The sequence below is a fragment of the Janthinobacterium sp. JF4 genome, from assembly GCF_059617925.1.
This window is the reverse complement of the sequence record NZ_JCAQAV010000079.1, coordinates 1-7,036: the sequence shown is the minus strand read 5'-3', so window position 1 is coordinate 7,036 and position 7,036 is coordinate 1. Positions and strand designations below refer to the sequence as shown.

The following is a 7,036-nucleotide window of genomic DNA, read 5'->3' as shown; positions in this document are numbered from 1 at the left end:
CGGCCAGAATCTCGGCGGCAGGCTGGAAGGACAGGTGATTGTCGATAAGGGACGCGGGCATGGTTCAGTCCTTGATGGCGCCGATGGCCCGCAGCACGTCAGGGGTAATGACGATCAGGAGCGACAGCAGCCAGATGCCGCAGGTTTTGGCCAGGCGCAGCATCAGCGTGCTCCTTCCTTGGCAAAATACTTGGCCCAGTAAGTCAGCGTGCGCGATGAGCTGCTGCATTGCACGACGCCCGATTCACTGGCGAACAGGTAGCGCAGCTCGATGGGCAAGCCACCTACCAGGGCGCGCTGGCTGTCTGGCAAGAAGAAGCCGCCATGCTGCAGCGCCTGCAGATCGCTGATGATGAAGGTCAGATTGGCCGCACCGTAGGCGTTATAGGTCTTGACGATCTCACGGAGATAATCGGACAGCACGGCAATGCTGTCGGGAGTTCGGGTGCGAGTTTGAGCATTGGCCAGCAACAGGAAACAGGTTGGCGCGACAGGCACGACGCATTTTTCAAGGGCCGGACGGCCCGGTTTCGGCATTGCCGGGATGTCGGCGTGACTGGTGGCGTGCAGCGTGGTTTCCATCGGTTTTCCTTATTTCAGGTTGAACGAATCCCGCACGCTCAAGAGGGAGCGCTGCAGGGCACAGCAAAAGAAGGGAGTTACGGCGGCCGGGCTATGGCGGCGCGAGGATCGGGATAGTCATCAGCAGCCCGCAGTCAGGTCAAGGGCCAGCTGGCTGGTGGCCGCCGTGCGCGCATGCTGGGACATCGGGATGCGGATATCCGGCTTGGGCATGGCGGACAGCGAGAGGGTGCGCAGTACTTCCAGGCCTGCCACGAAGGAGTGCCCACATTCGGGGTTCTGGCACATGTAGGTGATTTCCTTGAACATGGCGGACATCGTGCGGCTTTTGACGGCGCGGACGGTGTATTCGCAATGCGGGCAGGGCAGGCCGATGACTCTCATTTCAGCTTTCTTTCCACTTGGTACAGGGCGCGACCGCGACCTGTCATGTTTTTCGACTGTATGCGTAAGCGCGACTTGACGAGCCATTCAGCCGCCTGATCGATACTTGCCAGCCCCTGGCGCTGGCGCACGAGTTCCAGCACCGCGCGCTCTTCGTCATTGAGGTTAATTTGATGGTCTGGCATTTTCTGTAACTTTAGAGTTGCTCAAAAGTGACTCGGTTTAAACGCTGCGACGCTGTACGCTGTCGATAGTGGCGTCATCCAAGGCGATCACGGCCAGCGCTTCACGCATCACGATCTGGCGCACCAGCACCGCAAGCTCTTCGCCTTGGTAGTTGGCGATCGAAGAAACGAGCTGGTGCTCATAGTCATCGAGGCGCAGCATGACGCGGTGGCTGCGGATACGTTTTGCATCGGGGTACATGACGTTGTCCTTAGTGGGTGGATTTGGATGCGTGTTCGCGCTTGTAGTCGGCGAGGCCGCGCAGAATCAGGAGGCGAAGGAGCCATGCGCGTGACCGCTGTTGAGCTGCGGCAAGAGTTTCGATTTCCTTTACCTCGTCAGGCGCCAGGCGAACGCCAAGCGGTTGGGAGGTGACGCCTTTGGTAATGCGTCCGACTTTTGACAAATTATTCATAATGTTATGATCTGTAATCGCTACGGAATGGCGTAAATATATCACTCATTTGAGTGATTTGGAAAGGTATTTGTACTCAAATGAAGTATTTTTTTGATCGTCTTAAGGAAGAACGGAAGCGCCTCGGCCTCAATCAGGACGAGTTTGCTGCCCTTGGTGGGGTAAAAAAAGGGGCCCAGTTCAACTATGAAAACGGCTCTCGTACGCCAGACTCTGACTATTTGGCGGCCGTTGCTGCGGCTGGAGTGGATGTGTTGTATTTGCTGACAGGAGAGCATGCGCTTTCTGCGTTGCCTGCGGACGAGCATGAACTGTTGACTGGCTATCGAAGTATGGACGTTCGCGGGAAAGCGGGCGTACTTGGGATGATTAGCGGCATGCGCTCGCCAACGCCCCCGGCATCCCAAGCAGGGAATGCCCCACACGTTGAAACCCACGGCAAGATTGGCCAAAATTTCGTGGGGAATATCATTGGACCGCAGACTTTTAATGTGGCCGGCAGCGGACGAAAAAAGGAAAAATAGTCTGCAAATGATTTACCTTCTTATGCTTATTGTAATTGCAGGTTGTTTGGTCTGCATAATTTTCAGCAGCTGGAATCCTCGGAAGCGAGCGCTTGAAGCGGGCGAGCCGTGCGGCTCCCTATTGCATCATATTCAACGATGCGTATCTGGTGCAAAGGTGAGAAATCCTTCGTGCTCACCTGAGCGGATTGCGGCTCCGCAAACAGTGTCTTTGGTTAGCGAGAATGTTCTACAAATTAGTCCAGCCGAAGTTGAAGTGCAAGCTGCTCCTGTTCCGCCACGTACCAAGAAAAAGTCGAAGAGAGAGTGTCAAGGCGAAGCAACGGATGTTGACGAAATTCAGTTCTCCTATCCGAGTCCTCATGGCTTTGGCTATGTAACGCGGCATGTCTCGGTATGGGCAGTTGATGCGGATTATTTGGAAGGTCATTGCCATGCAAGACAGGGAAAGCGAACTTTTTCTTTACGGCGTATTCGTGGCAAGGTGACTTCACTAAGGACAGGAGAAATTCAACGAATCGGCAGGTGGGCGAGTGCAATGCGCCTCCATCCCAATAACAGATTCGTTACTGATGGTGCTCCTCATCGCCCGGTTGGGATCAAACGCTATCCAATGGATAAATCCAATCGAAAGCAATGGCAGACAGCGGCATATTTTGTAGGTTTTCGCGATACCAAACGCTGCGAATTGGAGTCAATGGCTAGGGCGGCAGGTTGGCAGGTACGCACGGAGTTTAGCTCTTCGCTGGATATTTTGATCGCTGGGCCAATGGCTGGGAGTGTACAAATGAGCAAAGCTGACTCGATCGGAATTGATGCGATTTCGGAATCCGATTTTAAAAAACGAATTGCGGCAAGCTGACAACTGAAAGAACCTAAAGAGCGTAACTGTCGATTTACTAGACTTGGCAAGGAGTTGTATTTTCTCCGACGTGAAAATGTATGTATTTACCTTTCCTGCAATTTTTTATCATGTGCGGGAAGTATTGGACAATGTGGAAAAAGAATGCTCTGGTTCATAATTGGCTGGAAATGGACTTTGTTCGTTTCGCGCGTTAAATTGCTGTGTAGTTCGTGTTAACGAGTGAATATCCCAACGGCGGGAGTTGGAAAAGTGGATAAAACTGTAAAATATATTTAGGCCGTAGCGGAAAAATATAACTCACATTGGGATATCGCAAAAGAAAAAATAATTTTGTATACCTAATAGTTGTGAAACTTGAAGAGTCTAAGAATGAAGATAGAAGAAGATAATCGATTGACTGCTTTTCGTCCATTAATGACGGATTCGGACGCGAATAATATGCTTCGTAAATTAAGATCGTCGTTAGAACCGCTTGAAGTGTCTTTATTTGGAACTGCCGGAGTTCTGTACGAATTTTTTCACTCAAATGGCTATTTGGTACGGCGCGATGAAACGATTGTTGACGCACTGGCGAACCATTATGGTTGGGTATATGCGTTTTATGGTGAGCAGGATACTCCGCTCTACGTAGGGGAGACGAGACGACCATTCACGGAGCGGTTTGGTGAGCACAATAAGAGTAACTGGTGGGGGTACTGGACTCGAGTAAGAGTGCTGCCATGTCCAGACCAGGCGTTACGGAAAATTCTTGAGTCGATTGTAGGACTTTTTGGTGGATATCAAGCCAACAAATTGCAGCCGGAACTGGGGGATAACGCATTGGACGACGTTGTTCTTTGTTTGCTAAAGCTAGGAAATGACAAAGGAACTTTGCCTAGGTTCCCGAACGATATGATTCGTGAGCACGTCAGAACGCTTTCCAGCCGATTTGGCGGCAATATATGAATTTTAGTCAAAATAAAAGCCTTGGAAAAACAGTTGAGGCAAGAGCAATAAATCGACCATTCAAAATCGTGTACTTGGTAAATTTTAAAGACGAGAATCTAAATAGTATAAATATTGATGCTGTTTTTTTCGAATCATATACGCGATGGGCTGGGGTCTATACTTTGATTATCCCAACTAAATATGACGGTTTTTTGGATGATGGATATGAGGGGTGGATTAAATGTTATGACCCAGATTTCATATACTCTTATGTTGATTTGAATGTCAATTTCATTGAAAAACTTTCTCAGCTTTGTTGCCCAATTTCTTTTTTAAAAAATCAACCGTTTAATCAGAATGAAGACCATGTAAGCTGGCGTTCCTTTCTGCCTAACTGGGATGCTTATTTGCAACCTGTTTCTTCTGTTAGTACAATTAAGAGTCCCACTAGTTATTCAAGAATTAAAAATCATAATGAGCACCAGGAGCCAATGATTTTTACTCAATTCTTAACGGAGCCAAGTTGCCGTTTTCTAGCCGATAACTTTGGTACCGGACTTCAGCTCCACCAAAGCACGCATGAAATTCCAGGCCTGTTCAGGACTCTGTGCTTAGTTCCACCCGACATTCCTCCTCACATACAGGCAGGTACTGAACGCTGTTTATCTAAGCTGGAAGCTTTTCAGGCTATAACTGATCGTAAAGCCATGCCTATTTCCAATTTGGCGATGGCAAATAGCTCCGGTATGCCTCGTGTAGAGTCAGTGATTTGGAATTCTACATTTTTGTTATTTATTGGAAATAGCCCGCTCGATCGCATTAATTTTTGGAATTCGCGCCATATTGGTAATGTTTGGAGTGACGTGCCAAATGCAATGATATTGGATTTGGAATTTTTTGATGACGATAATCTGATTTTGCAGCTGGGTAAGTATCTAAATAAGAATAATTTTATAGGAAATGGTGCTGGACCATACCTTGTAAATATATATAGTAGCAGTGTTTCAATCGAAGTTTTGACCGTTATTAAGGAAAAAGTTCAGTCGCATACCTGGAATTTGGTCGGTGTTGGTCGGGAGCCCGGTGCGCTGGCGATTCCTAGCGCAAGAGATTTGGAAGCGGTGAACAGTAGCCCATCTTCTGATTCGATAACTCTTAAACTAGATACAGAGACTAGTGAAGTAATTGCCAACGATCCCGCTCACTTTATTTATATGTCACCACAACAAGCTTGGATAAATCGCGGTCAGTGGATTGTTGAGTTAGATATCCAGCGGCATAATAATTTTTCAAAATATTCAAACGTTATTGATACGTGGAAGCTGCCACAACGTCACAGACTGGCGCGTATGTTTACGACACGGTTGGCTAGACCTACACTTGGTGGTCGCATAGCATTAGTTCCGGAAACCAGGCTACGCAATTTTGCAAATCAAGCGATTAAGACACCAAGTTTTTATGATGTAAGTCTTCCTTCAGATGAAACTTTCTTTCGGAATCTAATTTTAGAAGGTTATTTTTCATACGCCGAGGATGATTTGCGTGCGCTAGCTCCAAAGCTTGGGTACGCGGATTTGGTTGTTTCTGATAAGGGACAAAATCTACGTGGCGTGATTTCAATGTTTGATAATCTGACTACTTCTTTTGAAATTCTAACTAATAGTTTTTGGCGATCTGTTTTTACACAAGCAAGAGTGGATTCGGTGATGCCATTAACATTTGATATGAATAAACTTAATGGCCTTGTCCCAGCTGGGCGTGAAATAGTTCAGAAAGTAATGAAGGCTAATAGGTTTGCTAGTGAAAAAACGACTAAGGAATATCTTTATGACGGCTTGTTAGATTCTCTTGAGTATTTGATTAGATCGAATGTTTTTTATCAGGTTGCGCATTGGTCGTGCAGATATTGCGGACATATGAATTCTCGTAGTTTTGATAATATGAAGATAAGAAATGAGTGTGACATTTGTAAAAATAGTTACCTTGTTCCTATTGATATGGAGTGGAAGTATGAATTAAATAAGTTTGTTTATCGTTCACTTCAGAAACACTCCGGAATGCCTGTGCTTTGGTCACTCGGATTCCTTCAAAATGAATCGAGGTCAAGATCTTTTTGGTATCTACCAGAAGTGAATCTATATGAAAAGGAAGGGGATATTCAAAATCAAAATGAAATCGATATCTTATGTGTCGTGGATGGTAAATTTTATGCTGTTGAAGTAAAGCGTAGTGTTTCGATGTTCGTCAATAAAGCTGAAAATATTGAAAAATTCGTGAAAGTCATTGGCCTTCTGAGGCCAGATATCGCGTTTCTTTCTTTTGAAAGATATTGCGCGGAGGGTCAGGATGTTGAAGAAATTAGGCTAAAGCTTTCTGAAGCAGTGAAAGTAATCGAGGAAAAAATTGGACCATGGTGCAAGTTAAAGATTTGCGTTGCTCAAGACGTGCCCGATTTTGATGAGTTTTCTGGCGAATTTGGTTGGAGTGGGGAGCGGGTCCAGAAATACTTCCAATAAGCGGTCACGTCAGGGTTTGCAGTATTGCGATATGCGCAAATTTGTCTTGGAACAAATAGCCGTTTGAGATTTTGGCATTTTCATGCTGTCAAGTTGCCTTGCTGCCCCTGCGCTGGTACGTGCCTTCAAGGCTCCTCCCTATTCTCCCGAATGATCTCTCGAACCTCGTCAATATGTTTCCATGCGTGTAGGGCAGCCCGCTTCGCGCCCTGCTTGCTCTTGTAAACGTGCTCCAGCGTCTTGAGCTTGCCCGTGGCGCCGGCCTGCTCCTGCCCCGCTTTTTTCTTCTTCGCCGCCACGTCCTTCCACTGGGCCAACACGCCCGTGATGCCTTCGTCCGGGTCTTTCTCGTCCTCTCGTTCGGCCTCCACCGCTTCCGTTTTCGTTTCAAACTCCACCCGCGTGGTAAAGCCGTTGCCGCCCAGGCTGTGCGTGACCTTCACCGATAGCCATTCGGTGGCGTCGATCTCGGGCTTGAAGCCGGTCACGGTGACGGGCGATTGCGGGAACACGGCCGGGTTGCCCAGCGCCAGGCTCATTTCGAAGGTGGCCAGGCCGCGCAGGATGCGCTGCCATTCGGCCACGGCCGCCGCGCGCG

General features: G+C 47.8%; 9 protein-coding genes and 1 pseudogene. 4 read left to right on the top strand and 6 right to left on the bottom strand.

All coding sequences use genetic code 11. The features are described from left to right. Positions 1 to 162 precede the first annotated feature (162 nt). The 5 genes from AC54AF_RS26705 to AC54AF_RS26685 form a co-directional block, all read right to left on the bottom strand. Complete coding sequence (locus AC54AF_RS26705) at positions 163 to 582, bottom strand: hypothetical protein (protein ID WP_496638996.1); 420 nt, start codon at positions 580 to 582, stop codon at positions 163 to 165. Between the two features lie 120 nt (positions 583 to 702). Beyond that, a complete protein-coding gene (locus AC54AF_RS26700; RefSeq protein WP_070300963.1) occupies positions 703 to 966 on the bottom strand; it encodes an Ogr/Delta-like zinc finger protein in 264 nt (87 codons plus the stop codon). Further along, positions 963 to 1,151 (bottom strand): hypothetical protein, encoded by a 189-nt coding sequence (locus tag AC54AF_RS26695; RefSeq protein WP_046682347.1) that lies wholly within the window; start codon positions 1,149 to 1,151, stop codon positions 963 to 965. Before AC54AF_RS26695 ends, AC54AF_RS26700 begins: the two co-directional genes overlap by 4 nt. Positions 1,152 to 1,188: 37 nt before the next feature. Beyond that, positions 1,189 to 1,392, bottom strand: coding sequence for a hypothetical protein (locus AC54AF_RS26690; protein ID WP_035820909.1), 204 nt, complete (start codon positions 1,390 to 1,392; stop codon positions 1,189 to 1,191). Between the two features lie 10 nt (positions 1,393 to 1,402). Further along, complete coding sequence (locus tag AC54AF_RS26685) at positions 1,403 to 1,606, bottom strand: ribbon-helix-helix protein, CopG family (protein ID WP_496638995.1); 204 nt, start codon at positions 1,604 to 1,606, stop codon at positions 1,403 to 1,405. A gap of 80 nt (positions 1,607 to 1,686) precedes the next feature. On the opposite strand from AC54AF_RS26685, the gene AC54AF_RS26680 reads away from it, so the two are divergent. The 4 genes from AC54AF_RS26680 to AC54AF_RS26665 all read left to right on the top strand — a co-directional run bounded on the left by AC54AF_RS26680 (position 1,687) and on the right by AC54AF_RS26665 (position 6,438). Beyond that, positions 1,687 to 2,130 (top strand): helix-turn-helix domain-containing protein, encoded by a 444-nt coding sequence (locus AC54AF_RS26680; protein ID WP_034785842.1) that lies wholly within the window; start codon positions 1,687 to 1,689, stop codon positions 2,128 to 2,130. Positions 2,131 to 2,137: 7 nt separating this feature from the next. Next, complete coding sequence (locus AC54AF_RS26675; protein ID WP_496638994.1) at positions 2,138 to 2,992, top strand: BRCT domain-containing protein; 855 nt, start codon at positions 2,138 to 2,140, stop codon at positions 2,990 to 2,992. 372 nt (positions 2,993 to 3,364) lie between these two features. Continuing rightward, entirely contained in the window at positions 3,365 to 3,940 is a 576-nt protein-coding gene (locus tag AC54AF_RS26670) for a GIY-YIG nuclease family protein (RefSeq protein ID WP_496638993.1), read from the top strand. Continuing rightward, positions 3,937 to 6,438 (top strand): hypothetical protein, encoded by a 2,502-nt coding sequence (locus AC54AF_RS26665; RefSeq protein WP_496638992.1) that lies wholly within the window; start codon positions 3,937 to 3,939, stop codon positions 6,436 to 6,438. The genes AC54AF_RS26670 and AC54AF_RS26665 overlap by 4 nt, the downstream gene beginning before the upstream one ends. A gap of 125 nt (positions 6,439 to 6,563) precedes the next feature. Here AC54AF_RS26665 and AC54AF_RS26660 read toward each other — a convergent pair. Further along, positions 6,564 to 7,036: pseudogene (locus AC54AF_RS26660) on the bottom strand (phage late control D family protein); the annotation flags it as partial.

Bases quoted from the DNA above. Each gene is read 5' to 3' on its own strand.
- AC54AF_RS26705 (WP_496638996.1), bottom strand. From the start codon at position 582: ATGGAAACCACGCTGCACGCCACCAGTCACGCCGACATCCCGGCAATG.
- AC54AF_RS26700 (WP_070300963.1), bottom strand. From the start codon at position 966: ATGAGAGTCATCGGCCTGCCCTGCCCGCATTGCGAATACACCGTCCGC.
- AC54AF_RS26695 (WP_046682347.1), bottom strand. From the start codon at position 1,151: ATGCCAGACCATCAAATTAACCTCAATGACGAAGAGCGCGCGGTGCTG.
- AC54AF_RS26690 (WP_035820909.1), bottom strand. From the start codon at position 1,392: ATGTACCCCGATGCAAAACGTATCCGCAGCCACCGCGTCATGCTGCGC.
- AC54AF_RS26685 (WP_496638995.1), bottom strand. From the start codon at position 1,606: ATGAATAATTTGTCAAAAGTCGGACGCATTACCAAAGGCGTCACCTCC.
- AC54AF_RS26680 (WP_034785842.1), top strand. From the start codon at position 1,687: ATGAAGTATTTTTTTGATCGTCTTAAGGAAGAACGGAAGCGCCTCGGC.
- AC54AF_RS26675 (WP_496638994.1), top strand. From the start codon at position 2,138: ATGATTTACCTTCTTATGCTTATTGTAATTGCAGGTTGTTTGGTCTGC.
- AC54AF_RS26670 (WP_496638993.1), top strand. From the start codon at position 3,365: ATGAAGATAGAAGAAGATAATCGATTGACTGCTTTTCGTCCATTAATG.
- AC54AF_RS26665 (WP_496638992.1), top strand. From the start codon at position 3,937: ATGAATTTTAGTCAAAATAAAAGCCTTGGAAAAACAGTTGAGGCAAGA.